Source organism: Streptomyces sp. NPDC060209 (genome assembly GCF_042728155.1).
Lineage (GTDB): Bacteria > Actinomycetota > Actinomycetes > Streptomycetales > Streptomycetaceae > Streptomyces.
Genome location: NZ_JBHWZS010000208.1, coordinates 1 through 15,072, shown reverse-complemented (window position 1 = coordinate 15,072; position 15,072 = coordinate 1). Strand labels below are relative to the sequence as shown.

Sequence of the window (15,072 nt, the reverse complement as noted above, 5' to 3'; positions counted from 1 at the left end):
GCGCCCGCACGGTCGGCCGCGTCCGCCGCGTCCGCTGCGTCCGTCGAGCCGGAGCCCGTCGAGCCGGAGTCCGCCGAGCCGGAGCCCGTCGGCGGGTCCGTGGGAGCCGTCCGCTCCGGGTCCGGCCCGGTTCCGTTCCGCCGCACGTCGTACCCCGCGCTCCCTCGACCGTGTCCTGCGCTGTCACGTCACCGCGCGGCTGCTGACCTGCGCGGACACCCCATGGTCACCCCCGCGGGCCACCTCCGCATCAACCGATCGGCTGACGGGGCGGTCAGCCGACGCGGGTGCGGCTTCGAGCCGGTACGCCGACCGTACGGGCGCGGATCCGGCCGGAGGATCGATACCGGAAGCCGAACGGTTCGAGGCCGAGCCGAAATCACCCGAGGAGCCCACCATGAAGAAGATGTCGCTGCGCACCCGTGTCCTGACCGGTGCCGTCGCCGCCGCGGCGCTGGGCGCCGGAACCTTCGGCGCGATGTCCGCGAACGCCTCCGCCCCGGCCGCCGTGCCCGCCGCCGCGGTGAAGGCCGACGCCGCGGACAGGAATCTCCAGCAGTCCACCCACCTGACCGTCGCCGCCGCCACCAAGGCCGCGCAGGCCGCTCTGGACGCCGCGAAGAAGGAGAACCAGCGCGTCTCGGTCGCCGTCGTGGACCGTAACGGCAACACGCTCGTCACCCTGCGCGGCGACGGTGCGGGCCCGCAGTCCCCCGAGTCCGCCGTGAAGAAGGCGTACACCGCCGTCTCCTGGAACGCGCCCACCTCCGAGTTGGTGAAGCGACTGGAGCAGGCCCCGAACCTGAAGGACATCCCCGGCACCCTGTTCCTGGCGGGCGGTTCGCCCGTGCAGGTCAAGGGCGCTCCGGTGGCGGGCATCGGCGTCGCGGGGGCCCCGAGCGGGGACCTCGACGAGAAGTTCGCCGCGGCGGGCGTGGCCGCCGTCTCCAAGTAACGGAGCGCCGAAGAGCCGGCAGGGCGGACGCGCCGCGGGCGACCGGGCGTACCTAGGATCGGCGGCGTGGATCAGCCAACAGCGGCAGCGGTACGCCGCATCGCGCCCGGCACCGCCCTGCTGGCCGTGCTCACCCTGGTCACGGGCTGCACGGCGGGCGCCGGCGGGAGCGCGGGGACACCAGGTGCGGCCGGGGTGCGCGATCCGTACTTCCCCCGGCTCGGCAACGGCGGCTACGACGTCACTCACTACGACCTGGCTCTCGACGTCGACTCCACGGCGAGCCGGGTGAGCGGCACGGCCGTGATCACGGCCCGGGCCACCCAGGACCTCAGCGCGTTCAACCTGGATCTCACCGGGCTGGAGGTCCGGTCGGTGACCGTCGAGGGCCGGCCGGCCGCTGTGAACCGGGCGGGCTCGGAGCTGACGCTGCGTCCGGACCGCACGGTCGCGGACCGCCTCCGCACGGGCCGCACCTTCCGCACCGTCGTGCGCTACGCAGGCTCACCCCGCACCGTGACCGACCCCGACGGCTCCGAGGAGGGCTGGCTGAGGACGGCGTACGGGGCGGTGGCGCTGGGGGAGCCGACCGGTTCCATGGCCTGGTTCCCGGGGAACCACCACCCGGGCGACAAGGCGGCGTACGACGTCAGGGTCACCGTTCCCGGAGGGCGGAGCGCCGTCTCCAACGGCGAGCTGGTGTCCCGTCGTACGGCCGGGGGGCGCACGACGTTCCACTGGCGCACCCGCGAACCCCTGGCGAGCTACCTCGCGACGGTCGCGGTCGGCCGCTACACGGTGCGGGAGTCGGCCACCGGGGACGGCCTGCCGGTGGTCACCGCCGTCGACCCGGACGTGGCCGGAGCGAGCGCCGGGGTGCTGGCCCGGATTCCGGAGGTCATCGCGTGGGGGGAGAAGCGGTTCGGCCCGTACCCCTTCTCCTCGGCGGGGGCCGTCGTGGGCCGGCGCGGCGACGCGGAGTACGCGCTGGAGACCCAGAACCGGCCGTTCTTCCCCGGCCCGCCGGACACCGGGCTGCTCGTCCATGAGCTGGCCCACCAGTGGTTCGGCAACTCGGTCACGCCCGCGAGCTGGCGGGACATGTGGCTCAACGAGGGCTTCGCGACGTACGCGGAGTGGCTCTGGAGCGAGGACCACGACGGCGTTCCCGTCGAGGAGAGCTTCGAGCAGGCGTACGCGGACGAGGCGAACTGGGCCTTCCCGGCGGCCCGTCCGCCGGGCCCCGCCGACCTGTCCCGGCCTCCGGTGTACGGCCGGGGCGCGATGGTCGTCCACAGGATCCGGCAGGAGGTGGATGACGACGAGGCCTTCTTCGGCCTCGTCAGGGGCTGGCTGGCGGCGCACCGGCACGGCAACGCCTCGACGGACGACTTCACCGCGTACGTCGAGGAGGAGTCCGGCCTGGATCTGACGGGGCTGTGGGACACCTGGCTCAACGGCGGGAGCCGGCCCGCCCGAGGCTGACCGGCTCCCGCTGCTTCTGGCGTTACTTGACGTTGACGCCGGTCCAGGCGGCGTCGACGGCCGTGAGCTCGGCGCTGTCGGCCCCGAACAGGTCGGTGGCCGCCTTCTGGGTCGCGACGCGGGCTCCCGCGTAGTCGGTGCTCGACGTCATGTAGACGGAGAGCGCCTTGTACCAGATCTGGTAGGCCTTCTGGCGGCCTATGCCCGTGACCGTGGAGCCGTCGGCGGTCGGGGAGTCGTAGTCGACGCCGTCGATGGTCTTGGAGCCGCTGCCCTCGGCCAGCAGGTAGAAGAAGTGGTTGGCGACACCGGAGGAGTAGTGCACGTCGAGGTCGCCGACGCCGGAGTCCCAGTAGTCCGCCGAGCCGCCGTCCTTGCTGGGCTTGTCCATGTAGCGCAGGGGGGTTCCGTCGCCGTTGATGTCGATCTTCTCGCCGATGAGGTAGTCACCGGGGTCGGTGGCGTTGTCGGCGAAGAACTCGACGGAGGTGCCGAATATGTCGCTGGTGGCCTCGTTGAGACCGCCGGACTCGCCCGCGTAGTCGAGGTTGGCGGTGGCCGCGGTCAGACCGTGGCTCATCTCGTGGCCGGCGACGTCGATCGCGGTGAGCGCGCTCTTGTCGTCGGCCCCGTCGCCGTAAGTCATGCAGAAGCAGCTGTCGTCCCAGAAGGCGTTGACGTAGCCGGTGCCGAAGTGGACGCGGGAGTACGCCGCCCGGCCGTCCCCGGCTATGCCGTCGCGGCCCAGCTCGGACTTGTAGAAGTCCCAGGTCGTCGCCGCGCCGTAGTGGGCGTCGACCGCCGCGGTCTGGCGGTCGTCGCCGGTGCCGTCGCCCCAGGTGTCGTCGGCGTCCGTGACGAGGGCGCCGGTGCCGGTCTGGCCCTGGTTGAGGTCGTACGTCTTGTGGCCGCCCCGGTCGCCGTCGGTCAGCTCGAAGCCCGAACCGCCCTGGGTGGTCGAGAGCGTGACCTTTCCGCTGTACTGGCTGTTCCCGGTGCCGGTCTCGACGGCCTCGAAGCTGTGCAGCCGCTTGCCGGTCGTGGCGTCCGTGATGATGTGCAGCCGGCTGGGTGTGCCGTCCTTCCGGACACCGTTCTTGACGGTCTCGAACGCGAGCGTGGGCTTGCCGCTGCCCGCCCAGACGACGGTGCGCGCGCTCGCCGCGGCCTTCAGCTTCGGCTGCGTCGAGGGGACGGCGATGCGGGCTTCGGTGGCCTTGTCCACGCCCTTGGAGGTGCCGTCGGAGGCGGTGTGGGTGACGAGGTCGCCGCCGAGGACCGGCAGCCCGGCGTAGGTGCGCTCGTAGCGGGTGTGCACGGTGCCGTGGGCGTCCTTGATCACGTCACGGGCGATCAGTTTCTCCTGGCTGCCGAGCCCGAGGGACTCGGCGGCCGCCGTGGCGTCGGCCTGGGCGGCCCGCAGGGCGGTGCCGCGCCGGTCCGCCGTGTTCACTCCGAGCGTGGTGGCTCCGGCCGTGGTGCGGGAGGAAGAGGCGGTGTCGTCGGCGGTGTGGGGACCGGCCGTGGCCGTACCGGCCTGGACGCCGACGACGACCATCGCGGCAACTGCGGTCAGGGCAGCGGCGCGACGGGTGTTCATGTGGGGGGTCATGCCTTCTCCGTTGCTCGTTCCTGTGGGGGTTACGAGCGGAGAGCGTGCCACCGAATGAACAGTTTTGACGGGACGCCGACAATTGCCTCACAAGTTTTTGACCAGTTCTTGTCCGAATGGGGTTCACTTGTGTCCGCTATGTGACGCGGACGCACGGGAGCCCCCGGCCGACCGGAGTCGGACGGGGGCTCCCGCGGGCAAGTCGATGGGTCAGAGGTTGACGCCGAAGTCCTGGGCGATGCCGCGCAGGCCCGAGGCGTAACCCTGGCCGACCGCGCGGAACTTCCACTCGGCGCCGTTGCGGTAGAGCTCACCGAAGACCATGGCGGTCTCGGTGGCGGCGTCCTCGCTCAGGTCGTAGCGGGCGATCTCGGTGCCGCCGGCCTGGTTGATGATGCGGATGAAGGCGTTCCGCACCTGGCCGAAGTTCTGGCTGCGGGCCTCGGCGTCGTAGATGGAGACCGGGAAGACGATCTTGTCGATGTCCGCCGGGAGGCCCGCGAGGTTGACGTTGATCTGCTCGTCGTCACCTTCGCCCTGGCCCGTGACGTTGTCACCGGTGTGGACGATGGTCTGGTCCGGCGTCGCCTTGTTGTTGAAGAAGACGAAGTGGCCGTCGGAGTAGACCTTGCCGGCGGGGTTGACCGCGATCGCCGAGGCGTCGAGGTCGAAGTCGGTGCCGGTGGTGGTGCGGACGTCCCAGCCGAGGCCGACCGTGACGGCGGTCAGGCCCGGGGCCTCCTTGGTGAGCGAGACGTTGCCGCCCTTGGACAGGCTTACAGCCATGGGAAGTCCCTTTCCTCGTCGTGTGCGGGCTTCGTGCCATCACGAAAGCTACCGTCACCCGTCCTAACGCAGACAAGAGACCACGAGGTTCCTGCTCGCTTTACTTTCTTTGCCGAACTTCTGGCCGAACGCTCGCAAAACAAGGTGACGAACGGGCCGCGGGCCGGGGAACATGGGTGTCATGTCCGGGCCCTATGTCATCCGCGGTTCGGTCTCCCTGCCGGAGGCCGAACTCATGTGGCGTTTCTCGCGGTCCTCCGGGCCCGGCGGGCAGCACGTCAACACCAGCGATTCCCAGGTGGAGCTCCGCTTCGACCTCGCGGCGACCGATTCCCTGCCCGAGGTGTGGAAGGCCCGGGCCCTGGATCGGCTGGCGAGCCGTCTGGTCGGCGGTGTCGTGTCCGTGCGCGCCTCGGAGCACCGCTCCCAGTGGCGCAACCGCGAGACGGCCGCCGTGCGGCTCGCCGCGCTCCTGGCGGAGGCGACGGCGCCGCCTCCCAAGCCACGTCTCAAGAAGAAGATCCCGCGTGGCATCAACGAGCGGCGCCTGCGTGAGAAGAAGCAGCGCGGCGACACGAAGCGCGGACGCTCCGGCCGCGACTGGTAGGCGGGCCGAGGGCAGGCAGGGCGTGCGTGCCGGTCAGCTCAGCCGGCGGTAGCGGCCCTTGAAGTACGTCAGCGGCTCGGCGTCCGCGCTCGGCAGGGACGCGGTGAGCACCCGCCCGATCACCAGGGTGTGGTCGCCGGCGACGACGCTCTGCTCCGTGCGGCACTCCAGGGTGGCCAGTGCTCCGGCGATCAGGGGTGCTCGCGTGATCTCGCCCCGTATGTAGGAGAGGTCCTCGAACAGCAGGCGGTCGCTGATCCTGCCCTTCATGGCGAACCGTCCCGCGATCTGCCGCTGGCTCTCCGCCAGCACCGAAACCGACCACAGCGGCTGCTCGGCCAGCAGGTCGTCCATCCGTGAGTCGTTGCGCAGGCTCACCATGACCAGCGGCGGGTCCAGCGAGACCGACATGAAGGCGGTCGCCGTCATCCCGACGTCCTCGCCCCGGCCGTGCTCGTCGAGCGGCGGCTCCTGGGCGGTGATCAGCACCACGCCCGCGGCCAGACGGGACAGGGCGGCGCGGAATTCGTCGTTGCTCACCCCCTCAGCATGGGGGACGGCTTCGGGGCGCGGGGCGGGGGGAGTCTTCTGCAGCACACCGGGCACGCTAGTGCCGCGGGACGCGGCGTCGCATCGGGCCAGGGGACCAGCCGGGTCCTAGGACTCCGGAACCATGTGCACCGATTTGCGTTCGGTAAACAACAGCAGCCCCTGGAGGTGCCTGGAGCGGCCTTTACCATCTGTTGTGACTTGAGTCACAGAGAGCAATATTTGTTGACCCTGTGTACCGGGTGCACAGCTCACTGTGATTCAGTGGCCGTGACACTGCAACAAGTACGTCGATATGAAACCTGGAGTTGCTGTCGAGGTCTCAGGGAGTGCGAGCAATGGAGGCCGAGTCGGAGCCGTACGTCCGTCTTGCGACCATGCGGCAGTTGCACCAGGCCGTCGCTGATCTCAACACGGCGCGGAGCCTGGCGGACACGCTGCAGTCCGTGGCCGACGGCATCGTCGGCGGTCTCGGTTACGAGCTGGGCTGCGTCAACCTCGTCCGCCCCGACGGTGATCTCGTCGTCGCCGCGTTCGCCGGCAACAGTGCCGCTGAATCCCTGATCACCGGCCGTGTCGGCTCCCGTGAGTCCTGGGAGCGCAGGCTGTCGATGGGCGAGGCCTGGGACGAGCTCCGGTTCATACCCCACACCGAGGGCTGGGTGCTCCTCGACGACGACGTACCGCAGTGGCACACCGAGGGGCCGGAGCCCCGCTTCGAGGACGAGTGGCACCCTCTGGACCGCCTCTACGCCCCCATGTACGCCTCCGGCGGAGGTCTGGACCTCCTGGGGGTCATCTCGGTCGACAGGCCACGCAACGGCCGCCGCCCCGGCGCCTGGGGCCGCGAGGCCCTCCAGATGTACGCCTCCCAGGCGGCCATTGCGATCAGTAACGCCCGCCTCCGAGCAAACATGCAGCGCGCCCTGGTCAGGCTCGAGCGCGAACAGCAGGCGCTGCGGGCCAGCGAGGAATCCTTCCGCCAGGCATTCGAGTACGCCCCCAGCGGCATGGCCATCGCCGAGATGGGCGGTGACCAGCACGGCAGGCTGCTGCGCACCAACGACGCGCTCTGCCGGCTCCTGGGACGCCCGGCCTCCGTCCTGCGCCGCTACTCCTTCGCGGACCTCGTCCACCCCGAGGACATCGGCACCCTGCTCCGCACGTCCGCCGAGGGAGGGCGGGCGGAACTGCGGCTCGGGCGCAGGGACGGCACGTATCTCTGGGTCTCGCTGCGCAACTCGGTCGTCGCCGACACCACCGACGGGCCGCGTTTCCTGCTCACCCACGTCGAGGACATCGAGGAGCGCAAGCGCAACGAGCTGAATCTCGCGCACCGCGCCTCGCACGACGCGCTCACCGGCCTTCCCAACAGCGCCGAGCTGCGCTCCCGGCTCAGCGCGCGGCTGTGTGAGAGGCCTCACTCGGTCACCTCCTCCGCGATCGAGGCGCTGGACGCGGCTTACGGCGACGTCGAGAGCTCGGCGCACGGCTACCGGGCGGACGGCTACGAGGCGGAGGTCGCGCCGGGCACCGGCCCCTACGACCACCATGTGCACAGCGTGGCGCCCGACCCGGAGCGCGACGACGGGACCAAGGGGCTCGCGGTGCTCTTCTGCGACCTCGACGGCTTCAAGTCAATCAACGACCGGTTCGGGCACCACGCGGGTGACGCGGTTCTCATCGAGGTCGCCAGGCGGCTCACGACCTGCGTACGGGACGGTGACACCGTCGCGCGGCTCGGGGGTGACGAATTCGTCGTCCTCGCGGACGGTCTCGGTGCGGCAGATGCCGCGGATCTGGCCGTACGCTTGCGTAACGCCATTATTCCGCCCATCCGGGTGGACGGCCGGGCAGTCAGGGTCGGGGCGAGTTTCGGTATCGGCTGGGCCGAGTGCGGGATGACCGAGGAAGAGGTCCTGCACTCCGCCGACCAGCGGATGTATGTGGAAAAGCGGTCCCGATCGAAGGTTCACCGCAGAGCCGGCTGACGTTTACGCCCTGGCTGTCCCCGTACACCGCCCGGTTTTCCGGGGGACCGAGGGCAATTCGACGCGTGCTCCGTTCGGGGTAGGCTCGGCCGGTCGGCGACGGCTGGCGACATGGTGAGGAGTGACCCAGGGATGACGGCCGGAAACAACGGCGAGAGCAAGCCCGAGGACGACGATCCGTTCGGCTATCTGTACGCGGACGGGCAGGCGGCGGGCGCACAGCCGCCCGGGCAGGGTGGTTACGGCTACCCCGGTCCGGTCGCGCAGCCCGGCGTGCCCAGAACGTCGTACAACCAGGTGCGGACGGTCGGCGAGCGCCAGTACGGGCAGGTCCCGCCGCAGCAGGCGTACGGCCAGCAGCCCCCGCCGCAGTACGGCCAGCAGTCCCAGCAGTACGGCCGGCCGAACCCGCAATACGCGGCGCCGGAGACCTACCCCGGCGGCGCGCCCACCGCGCAGTCCGGGTCCGTGCCGCACGGTGGCGGCAGGAACGGCGGTCCCGGCCGTGGCGGCCCCAACACGAAGGCGCTGCTGATCGCGGCCGTCGCCGTGGTGGCAGTGGTGCTCATCGGCATCGGTGCCGCGCTGATGACGGGCGACGACAGCGACACCAAGAAGGACCAGGCCGGTTCGTCGGAGGGCCCGGCCGACGAGGTCCAGGAGTCCCCGAAGCCGGAGAAGTCCACGAAGGCGTCAGACGAGCCCGTCGATCTGCCCGAGCAGGACGCGGCGACGCTGACGCTCGGCGGCACGGCCTCGCTGGACAGCACCGTCAAGGGCGCCAAGAGCGCCAACGGCCAGTACATCAGCCTCAACGAGGTCGGCCGTTCGGCCACCTGGACGGTCGATGTGCCGGAGAGCGGCCCGTACACGCTGTATGTGACGTACGGCGTACCGGGCAAGGACGCCAAGACGTCCCTCACGGTCAACGACGAGGACCCCCGCTCCATCAACATGAAGAACTTCGCGCAGGCCCCGGAGGGTGACCTGGAGAAGGGCTGGACGAACACGTACGCGTACGTCCAGCTCAAGAAGGGCTCGAACAAGCTGATGCTGTCGTGCAACGAGGGCGACTCGTGCGACGCGAACCTCGACCAGCTCTCGCTGAAGTCGGGTCACGTCAAGGGCTAGCCCGCAGCTGCAGGAATTCAGCACCACCGTCGTCCCGGCATCGCCCAGCGAGCCGGGACGCGGTGTTTCCGGGGCCGCTCAGGCGGCGGGCGTGTGCTGTTCGACGGCGACGCGGGGCAGCAGGTCCTCGTAGTCGGCGCGGTCGAACTCACCGGCGGCCGGGGCCAGTACGGTCGCCGTCGACAGGGCCACCGCGCGGGCCAGCCGGTCCTTCCAGCCCAGCCCTTCGGCGAGGGCGGACAGCAGTCCGGCCACTGCGGAGTCGCCCGCGCCCGTCGGGTTGCCCCGCACGGCTGACGGCGGTGCGGCCCGCCAGATGCCGTCGGGGGTGACGGCGAGGAGCCCGTCCGGGCCGAGTGACGTGACGACGCTGCGCGCGCCCCGCCGGCGGGCGTCGCGGGTGGCGCGCAGGGGTTCGCGGGCGCCGGTGAGCTGGGCGAGCTCGTCGGCGTTCGGCTTGACGAGGTCGGGCCGTGCGGCGATGCCGCGGCGCAGGGGTTCGCCGCCGGTGTCCAGGAGCACGGGTACGCCGGCGGAGCGGGCGAGCCGTATGAGTTCCGCGTAGGCGCCGACGTGGACGCCGGGAGGCAGGCTGCCGCAGAGGGCGACGGCCTCGGCTCCGGGGAGCAGTTCCCCGAACGTCCCGAGGAAGGCCGCCCATTCGTGGGCGCCGATGTGCGGACCCGGCTCGTTGAGCTGGGTGGTGTCGCCGCTGGAGCGGTCGACGACGGCGAGGGTGCGCCGGGTGTTCCCCGCGACGGTGACGAGTGCGTCGGTGGGGCGGTGGGGGAGCGCGCCGAGGAGTTCGCGCAGGACGGCTCCGGTGGCGCCGCCCGCGAAGCCGGTGACGACGGTGTCGTGGCCGAGGACGGAGAGCACCCGGGCCACGTTGACGCCCTTGCCGCCGGGGCGTTCGGTCACCTCTTGGACGCGGTGGCTGGTGTGCGGGACGAGGGCGGGGACGGCGTACGTCAGGTCGAGTGCCGTGTTCAGCGTGACGGTCAGTATCACTACCGGCCCCCGGTTCCTTGGTAGTCCGTTCCCGCGCGCCGTCTCCCCGCGGCGCCGTCCTCGGTGATCATGTCAAAGAGGCGACGGCCGTCCCAGGTCTCCGGGACAACCGCCGTCTCTTCGTTACGTGTTCAACCGGCCGTCGACCGGGGCGGGCCGTCACCCGATAGGGGGCTCCACGATCCACTCGCCCCGGCGCATGACGCCCTTGAGCGTGAAGTCCGAGTCCAGGACCACCAGGTCGGCGTCCTTGCCCGGGTCCAGCGAGCCGACCCTGTCGTACAGGCCGAGGAGCCGGGCCGGGTTGGCGGAGATGGACCGGACGACGTCCTCGACGGGGATTCTGTCGATCGTCACGGCCCTGCGGAACGCGGTGTCCAGCGTGAGGGTGGAGCCCGCGATCGAGCCACCCTCGACCAGGCGTGCGACCCCGTCCCTGACCTCGACGGCGAGCGGGCCGAGCTCGTAGTGGCCGTCGCCGGCACCGGCCGCGTCCATGGCGTCGGTGATGAGGGCGACCCGGTCGGCGCCCGCGTGGTGGTAGGCGAGCTCCAGGGCGGCGGGGTGCAGATGCGTGCCGTCGTTGATCAGCTCGACGGTGATCCGCTCGTCCTCCAGGAGTGCCGCGATCGGGCCCGGGGCGCGGTGGCCGATGGCGGGCATCGCGTTGTAGAGGTGCGTGGCGACGGTGGCGCCCGCGTCGATCGCCTCGACGGTCTGCTCGTACGTCGCGTCGGTGTGGCCGACGGCGGCGATCACGCCGTGCTCGGCGAGCAGCCGTACGGACTCGATGCCGCCCGGGAGTTCGGTGGCGAGGGTGACCATCTTGGCGCTGCCGCGGGCCGCGTCGAGCAGCTTGCGGACCTCGGCGGGGTCGGGGTCGCGGAGCAGTTCCTCGCTGTGGGCGCCCTTGCGGCACGGGGAGATGAAGGGGCCCTCGAAGTGGATTCCGGCGAGTTCGCCCTGCTCGACCAGCTCGGAGAGCATGCCGGCCTGGCGGGCCAGGAAGTCCATCTCGCCGGTGACGGTGGAGGCGACGACGGTCGTCGTGCCGTGTTCGCGGTGCGCCCGCGCCCCGGCCAGTACGTCTTCGGCGGTGCCGGTGGCGAAGGAGGCGCCGCCGCCGCCGTGGTTGTGGATGTCCACGAATCCGGGGACCACCCAGTAGCCCGAGAGGTCGACGGTCCGGGCGCCCTCCGACGTGCTGCCGGCGATCCGGGTGCCCTCGACGATCACCCGGCCGTTCTCGACGGTCCCGGTCGGAAGCACCACCCGGGCACCTGCGAGAACCGTGCTGTCTGCGCGTCCGGCCATCAGGCGGATACCTCCGTGGAGAGTAGATCCCAGGCGAGCAGCCCTGCGCCCAGGCATCCGGCGGTGTCCCCGAGGGCCGCCGGGACGATGTGAGGCAGCTTCTGGAACGTGACCCGTTCCTCGACAGCCGCACGCAGTGGTGTGAACAAGGTTTCCCCTGCCTCGGCAAGACCGCCACCGATGATGAGCGTGCGGGGGTCCAGCAGAGTGAGCGCGGTGACCAGTCCGGCGGCGAGCGCGTCGACGGCGTCCTGCCACACGCGCAGGGCCGCCGGGTCGCCCGAGGCCACGGCCTTCGCGCAGTCCGCGGCGTCCGCGTCGGGGTCGCCGGAGGCCGCGGCCCAGGCCCTGGAGACGGCGGCGGCCGAGGCGAGTGTCTCCAGGCAGCCGCGCTGTCCGCAGCCGCAGTCCGGGCCGTCCGGCCGGACCACGACGTGGCCGATCTCGCCCGCGTAGCCGTGGGCGCCCGCCTCGATGGTGCCGTCGATGCCGATGGCGCCGGCGATCCCGGTGCCCAGCGGCACGAACAGGAAGCGGTCCGCGTCCCGGCCGGCGCCGATCCGTCCTTCGGCGAGGCCACCGGTCCGGACGTCGTGGCCGAGCGCGACGGGTATGCCGCCGAGCCGTTCGCCGATCAGCTTCCGCAGGGGTACGTCGCTCCAGCCCAGATTGGCGGCGTAGACGGCGATGCCGCGTTCCGCGTCGACGATGCCGGGCACGGCGACCCCCGCGGCGACGGCGCCTTCGCCGAGGTGCTCCTCGCCGTACGCGTGGAGATCCGTGGCGAAGCCCAGGATCGTCTCCACGACGGCTTCGGCGCCGCGGTCCCTGCCTGTGGCCCGGCGCGCCTCGTGGAGGAGGGTGCCGTCGGCCCCGACCAGAGCGGCCTTCATTCCTGTGCCGCCCACATCGAGGGCGATGACGTGTCTCACGGAAGACAGTTTCGCCCGACGACCCCTAAAAGGTCTAGTCCACTATCGCAGTTTGTTGAGCACCCATACAAAACGGTCCTGCTAGATTGCCGATTCGCTACACCGGTGGTGTAGACCTCCGCGCGGAGGTGAGGCAGGATCGCGGGTTCGTCGCCGGAGCGGTGACGTCCGCGTCGATCGATGTAGGGATGGACAGGGCTGTGCAGCGGCGCTTTGTGGGTCTGACCGCGGTAGTGGCCGCACTCGGTATGACGGCAGCGCTGTCGGGGTGCGGTTCGGACACGGGCGGCGGCGACGTCACTCTGCGGCTGGTCGCCGCCGACTACGGCACCGGTGCGGAGAACAGCTCCCAGAAGTACTGGGACGACGTCGCCGGGAAGTTCGAGAAGGACAACCCCGGCATCAAGGTCGAGGTCAGCGTCTACTCCTGGAAGGACGTCGACCGCGAGGTCGCGGAGATGGTGAAGGCCGGCAAGGCCCCCGACATCGCGCAGATCGGGGCGTACGCCGACTACGCCGACGCGGGCAAGCTCTACACCGCGGACGAGATGATCGCCATCCGCACCGCGTCCAACTTCCTGCCCTCGCTCACCGACGCCGGCCAGGCGGACGGCAATCTGTACGGCCTCCCGTTCGTGGCCAGCACCCGGCTCCTCTTCTACAACAAGGGCCTGTTCGCCAAGGCGGGCCTCGGGGCCCCGCAGACCTGGGACGACATCCGGCGTGACGCCACCGCGCTCGAGAAGAGCGGTGTGACCTACCCCTTCGCCCTGCCGCTCGGCCAGGAGGAGTCCCAGGCCGAGACCCTGATGTGGCTGCTCAGCGGGGGCGGCGGTTACACGGACGAGGTCGGCAACTACGCCATCGACTCCCCGGTCAACATAGCGACCTTCAAGTGGCTGAAGGACAACCTCGTCGGCAAGGGTCTCACCGGTCCCGTGGCCCCTGGAGAGCTCGACCGGGCGAAGGCCTTCGACGCGTTCACCAAGGGCGAGGTGGGCATGCTCAACGGCCACCCGACCCTGATGCAGGAGGCGGAGAAGAAGGGCGTCGAGGTCGGCATGGTCCCGCTGCCCGGGATCGAAGGGCCGACCAAGGGCTCGATGGGCGTGGCCGACTGGATGATGGGCTTCAAGCAGAACGGCCACCGGGCGGAGATAGGCAAGTTCCTCGACTTCGCCTACAACGACGACAACGTGCTGGCCTTCGCCGACCAGTACGACCTGCTGCCCGTGACCAGCAGTGCGTCCGCCGCGATGGAGGCCGACAGCAAGCACAAGTCGCTGCACGAATTCCTGTCGGCGCTGCCGAACTCGCAGCTGTACCCGTTCGGCAAGACGTCGTGGGCGCAGGCCAGCGAGACGATCAAGGAGAAGATCGGCTCCGCGGTCGAGCCCGGCGGGAACCCGGAGAGTGTCCTCGTGGAGATCGCGACCCAGGCCCGGCAGGCGGAGAGCGCGGAGTAGGGCCGGTCGTGGCGGCAGACACTGGGTAGGTTGGTTGATATGACCGCAGACCCCGCCGACCCGCTCCCCGACCAGCAACGCGCGGTGCTGGCCCTGGAGCGGCGCTCCTGGCCGGGGCCCGGCGCGAAGGAACGGGCGATCCGGGAAGAGCTGGGCATCTCCCCGGTCCGCTACTACCAGCTGCTCAACGCGCTCCTCGACGACCGCCGCGCGCTGGAGGAGGACCCGGTCACGGTGAACCGCCTGCGCCGGGTCAGGGACGCGAGGCGCGGCCGCCGCTGAGCCGTGCGGCGGGCATCGGCCCCGGGGCGGGAAGCCGCGCGGCGGGGCGGTCCGCCCGCTACGCTCACCCGCATGGGCAACCCGGCACACCCCCTCCCGACCCCGTCCACCCAGGCCGGCCGCGAAGGCCTCGCCGCACTCCTCGCCCGCCCCGCCCGCGCTGTCGTCGCGCTGGATTTCGACGGCACGCTCGCCGACATCGTCCCGGACCCGGAGCAGTCCCGCGCCCACCCCGGCGTCGTCCCGGCCCTCTCCGCGCTCGCCCCCCAGGTCGCCGCCGTCGCCGTGATCACCGGGCGTCCGGCAGACACCGCCGTGCGGTACGGCGGCTTCGCCGGAGCGGCGGGCCTCGACCACCTCGTCGTCCTCGGGCACTACGGAGCCGAACGCTGGGACGCCGTCTCCGCCGCCGTCCACGCCTCCGACCCGGACCCCGGTGTGGAAGCCGTCCGGGCGGAGCTCCCCGCCGTGCTGGAGGAGGCCGGTGCCGACAGCGGCACCTGGATCGAGGAGAAGGGCCGCGCGGTCGCCGTGCACACGCGCCGGGCCGCCGATCCGCAGGCCGCATTCGAGGCCCTGCGCGCCCCGCTGGGCAGCCTCGCCGCCCGCCACGGCCTGATCGTCGAACCGGGCCGCCTGGTGCTGGAGTTGCGGCCGCCCGGCATGGACAAGGGGGTGGCGCTGGAGGAGTACGTGAAGGAGGTCGGCGCCGAGACGGTGCTGTACGCCGGCGACGACCTCGGCGACCTCGCCGCGTACGCCGCCGTGGAGAAGCTCCGCACCCGGGGAACCGCCGGCCTGCTGGTCTGCAGCGGCACCGAGGTCCCCGAACTGGCCGAGCGGGCGGACCTGTTGCTTTCTGGCCCGGCGGCGGTGGCGGACCTGCTCGGAACGCTCGCGCGACAGCTGGCCGACGCCGGGCGGTGAGGCGAAGGGAGAGGCCTCCGACCC

14 protein-coding genes are annotated in these 15,072 nt (G+C 71.3%); 8 read left to right on the top strand and 6 right to left on the bottom strand.

Features of this window, described 5'->3' with window-relative positions:
- The first annotated feature begins 397 nt into the window (after positions 1–397).
- Both ACFWFI_RS30405 and ACFWFI_RS30400 read left to right on the top strand, forming a co-directional pair.
- Positions 398–955 (top strand): GlcG/HbpS family heme-binding protein, encoded by a 558-nt coding sequence (locus ACFWFI_RS30405; RefSeq protein WP_387396326.1) that lies wholly within the window; start codon positions 398–400, stop codon positions 953–955.
- 66 nt (positions 956–1,021) lie between these two features.
- Positions 1,022–2,440: a M1 family metallopeptidase gene (locus ACFWFI_RS30400; RefSeq protein ID WP_387396323.1), complete on the top strand. Its 1,419-nt coding sequence runs from the start codon at positions 1,022–1,024 to the stop codon at positions 2,438–2,440.
- 22 nt (positions 2,441–2,462) lie between these two features.
- On the opposite strand, the gene ACFWFI_RS30395 is transcribed toward ACFWFI_RS30400, so the two are convergent.
- Both ACFWFI_RS30395 and ACFWFI_RS30390 read right to left on the bottom strand, forming a co-directional pair.
- Positions 2,463–4,052 (bottom strand): M4 family metallopeptidase, encoded by a 1,590-nt coding sequence (locus tag ACFWFI_RS30395; protein WP_387396321.1) that lies wholly within the window; start codon positions 4,050–4,052, stop codon positions 2,463–2,465.
- 210 nt (positions 4,053–4,262) lie between these two features.
- Complete coding sequence (locus tag ACFWFI_RS30390) at positions 4,263–4,838, bottom strand: TerD family protein (protein WP_033297170.1); 576 nt, start codon at positions 4,836–4,838, stop codon at positions 4,263–4,265.
- Between the two features lie 172 nt (positions 4,839–5,010).
- Between ACFWFI_RS30390 and arfB the strand changes: the two genes are divergently transcribed.
- Positions 5,011–5,445, top strand: a complete 435-nt coding sequence (gene arfB, locus ACFWFI_RS30385; RefSeq protein WP_387396318.1) for an alternative ribosome rescue aminoacyl-tRNA hydrolase ArfB — start codon at positions 5,011–5,013, stop codon at positions 5,443–5,445.
- Between the two features lie 33 nt (positions 5,446–5,478).
- Here the strand turns inward: arfB and ACFWFI_RS30380 are convergent, their stop codons facing one another.
- Entirely contained in the window at positions 5,479–5,985 is a 507-nt protein-coding gene (locus ACFWFI_RS30380) for a flavin reductase family protein (protein WP_387396316.1), read from the bottom strand.
- 347 nt (positions 5,986–6,332) lie between these two features.
- Here ACFWFI_RS30380 and cdgB point away from each other — a divergent pair, with 347 nt between their 5' ends.
- Together cdgB and ACFWFI_RS30370 are read left to right on the top strand one after the other, a co-directional pair.
- Positions 6,333–7,985, top strand: coding sequence for a diguanylate cyclase CdgB (gene cdgB / locus ACFWFI_RS30375; RefSeq protein WP_387396314.1), 1,653 nt, complete (start codon positions 6,333–6,335; stop codon positions 7,983–7,985).
- Positions 7,986–8,117: 132 nt separating this feature from the next.
- Positions 8,118–9,116 (top strand): carbohydrate-binding protein, encoded by a 999-nt coding sequence (locus tag ACFWFI_RS30370; RefSeq protein ID WP_387396312.1) that lies wholly within the window; start codon positions 8,118–8,120, stop codon positions 9,114–9,116.
- Between the two features lie 78 nt (positions 9,117–9,194).
- On the opposite strand, the gene ACFWFI_RS30365 is transcribed toward ACFWFI_RS30370, so the two are convergent.
- The 3 genes from ACFWFI_RS30365 to ACFWFI_RS30355 form a co-directional block, all read right to left on the bottom strand.
- Positions 9,195–10,127, bottom strand: a complete 933-nt coding sequence (locus tag ACFWFI_RS30365; protein WP_387396310.1) for a 1-phosphofructokinase family hexose kinase — start codon at positions 10,125–10,127, stop codon at positions 9,195–9,197.
- A gap of 159 nt (positions 10,128–10,286) precedes the next feature.
- Entirely contained in the window at positions 10,287–11,441 is a 1,155-nt protein-coding gene (nagA, locus tag ACFWFI_RS30360) for an N-acetylglucosamine-6-phosphate deacetylase (RefSeq protein ID WP_387396307.1), read from the bottom strand.
- A complete protein-coding gene (locus ACFWFI_RS30355) occupies positions 11,441–12,334 on the bottom strand; it encodes an ROK family protein (protein WP_387396329.1) in 894 nt (297 codons plus the stop codon). Before ACFWFI_RS30355 ends, nagA begins: the two co-directional genes overlap by 1 nt.
- A 227-nt stretch (positions 12,335–12,561) precedes the next feature.
- Between ACFWFI_RS30355 and ACFWFI_RS30350 the strand changes: the two genes are divergently transcribed.
- The 3 genes from ACFWFI_RS30350 (at position 12,562) to otsB (ending at position 15,048) form a co-directional block, all read left to right on the top strand.
- Complete coding sequence (locus ACFWFI_RS30350; protein ID WP_387396304.1) at positions 12,562–13,839, top strand: ABC transporter substrate-binding protein; 1,278 nt, start codon at positions 12,562–12,564, stop codon at positions 13,837–13,839.
- A 39-nt stretch (positions 13,840–13,878) separates the two neighbouring features.
- Complete coding sequence (locus ACFWFI_RS30345) at positions 13,879–14,121, top strand: DUF3263 domain-containing protein (RefSeq protein WP_387396301.1); 243 nt, start codon at positions 13,879–13,881, stop codon at positions 14,119–14,121.
- A 72-nt stretch (positions 14,122–14,193) separates the two neighbouring features.
- Positions 14,194–15,048: a trehalose-phosphatase gene (gene otsB / locus ACFWFI_RS30340; RefSeq protein WP_387396299.1), complete on the top strand. Its 855-nt coding sequence runs from the start codon at positions 14,194–14,196 to the stop codon at positions 15,046–15,048.
- The last annotated feature ends 24 nt before the right edge of the window (positions 15,049–15,072 follow it).

Coding starts and splice junctions, on each gene's coding strand:
- ACFWFI_RS30405 (WP_387396326.1), top strand. CDS start 398: ATGAAGAAGATGTCGCTGCGCACCCGTGTCCTGACCGGTGCCGTCGCC.
- ACFWFI_RS30395 (WP_387396321.1), bottom strand. CDS start 4,052: ATGACCCCCCACATGAACACCCGTCGCGCCGCTGCCCTGACCGCAGTT.
- ACFWFI_RS30390 (WP_033297170.1), bottom strand. CDS start 4,838: ATGGCTGTAAGCCTGTCCAAGGGCGGCAACGTCTCGCTCACCAAGGAG.
- arfB (WP_387396318.1), top strand. CDS start 5,011: ATGGGTGTCATGTCCGGGCCCTATGTCATCCGCGGTTCGGTCTCCCTG.
- cdgB (WP_387396314.1), top strand. CDS start 6,333: ATGGAGGCCGAGTCGGAGCCGTACGTCCGTCTTGCGACCATGCGGCAG.
- ACFWFI_RS30370 (WP_387396312.1), top strand. CDS start 8,118: ATGACGGCCGGAAACAACGGCGAGAGCAAGCCCGAGGACGACGATCCG.
- nagA (WP_387396307.1), bottom strand. CDS start 11,441: ATGGCCGGACGCGCAGACAGCACGGTTCTCGCAGGTGCCCGGGTGGTG.
- ACFWFI_RS30355 (WP_387396329.1), bottom strand. CDS start 12,334: ATGAAGGCCGCTCTGGTCGGGGCCGACGGCACCCTCCTCCACGAGGCG.
- ACFWFI_RS30350 (WP_387396304.1), top strand. CDS start 12,562: ATGGACAGGGCTGTGCAGCGGCGCTTTGTGGGTCTGACCGCGGTAGTG.
- ACFWFI_RS30345 (WP_387396301.1), top strand. CDS start 13,879: ATGACCGCAGACCCCGCCGACCCGCTCCCCGACCAGCAACGCGCGGTG.
- otsB (WP_387396299.1), top strand. CDS start 14,194: ATGGGCAACCCGGCACACCCCCTCCCGACCCCGTCCACCCAGGCCGGC.